This is a genomic window from Polaribacter marinus, assembly GCF_022662535.1.
In the GTDB taxonomy this organism is placed as follows: Bacteria; Bacteroidota; Bacteroidia; order Flavobacteriales; family Flavobacteriaceae; genus Polaribacter; species Polaribacter marinus.
Window position 1 is genome coordinate 1 of the sequence record NZ_JAKQYM010000049.1, and the last position, 1,287, is coordinate 1,287.

The 1,287-nt window shown below is 32.5% G+C and carries 1 protein-coding gene; it reads left to right on the forward strand.

Translation table 11 applies throughout. The features are described 5' to 3' along the window. The first annotated feature begins 134 nt into the window (after positions 1 to 134). A complete protein-coding gene (locus tag MC378_RS15345; protein WP_242179721.1) occupies positions 135 to 419 on the forward strand; it encodes a hypothetical protein in 285 nt (94 codons plus the stop codon). Positions 420 to 1,287: the final 868 nt, after the last annotated feature.

The window sequence follows — 1,287 nt, forward strand, 5'->3', positions numbered from 1 at the left end:
TTGTTTAGGCTTACTTACGAAAGTCCTCTCGGACTTTCTTTGTTAGTGTTTTATTTAGTAACTTTATTGCTTAACCGTCGCAAAAAATCTTGTACAAACACGTTGCCAGCCATTACTCACTCAAAATCTGAAAAATGAAATCTTTAATAAATGAACTTAAAAAAGAACTTAATGAAATTTCAGAAAAGTATAAATCCGAATTTTTAAAAGAGAGAATTACAGTAAAAACATATTCTAACTATATGGAAAATAATATTCTTTTAGATCCAATTATTGAAAAACATAAATCGGAAATAGAAAGAAAATGTAATCTGGCAGTTAAAAATTATGGAACTGACTGCTTCACTTCTGTTGAGAAAGTTTGCGAAAAGGAAATTAAGAAATTTTCTGAATTCGCGAATAATCCTTTGGAGGTTTAGGTGGAAAATCCCAACCTTTTGAAATTAATTCGTTTTCTATTTTGGCAAGTTCTGAAATCTTTTGCTGAAATTGTTGGAATAAATCTCTGACTTCTGGTGTGTATGGGTCTTTGAAATAATTTTTTTCTTTTGGCATAATAATATATTTAAAATTAAACATTCTCTTTAAAATTGGCGGAATGAAAAACCATAATCTGAAAAAAAACGGCGGGCAACACCGTATAAACTTTATTGCTGGTTTTGGCTCACTTGGGAAATTCCTTCGGAATTTCGCCGTTCGTGCTTTATTTATTAGATTCACTGCGTTAAACAACGCAACAAAGCTTATACAAACACGTTAGCTTTAATGCTTGGGGACATTGCAAAACCGCCAATTTTGGGTTTAAATCAAAAGTCATTTAAAGCGGAATTTGAAAATGAATTGCGGAATGTTGAGCTGAATTATCACTCAAACTCTGAATTGAATTACGTCTGACTTTTTAGCTCGTTTGCGGAATCGAAAACTGAATTGAAAAGCGGAATTTCACTCAATCGGAATTTAGCAAGTTGCGGAATTGCTCACTCGAAATCTGAATTAAAAATATTGCGGAATTTGAGCAAGTTTGCGGAATTGAAAAGCCGACTAAAAATAAAATATTAACGAAAAAGTAAACGGACAAAAAGCACTAAAAGCTAACAATGTATAAAAATAATTGCGGTTTAGTGCTTAATCAAAAGGTAGTTGCGTGTTTGCTACATCTGAATTTCCTGCGGAAATTCCTCGCACGCAAACCCGCAACTATTCTTATACCAGACCGTTGCCAAAAATTGCGCTCACTCATATTCTGAAAATTGGAATTTATGATTTTATCAATGTGTGTTTTCAATA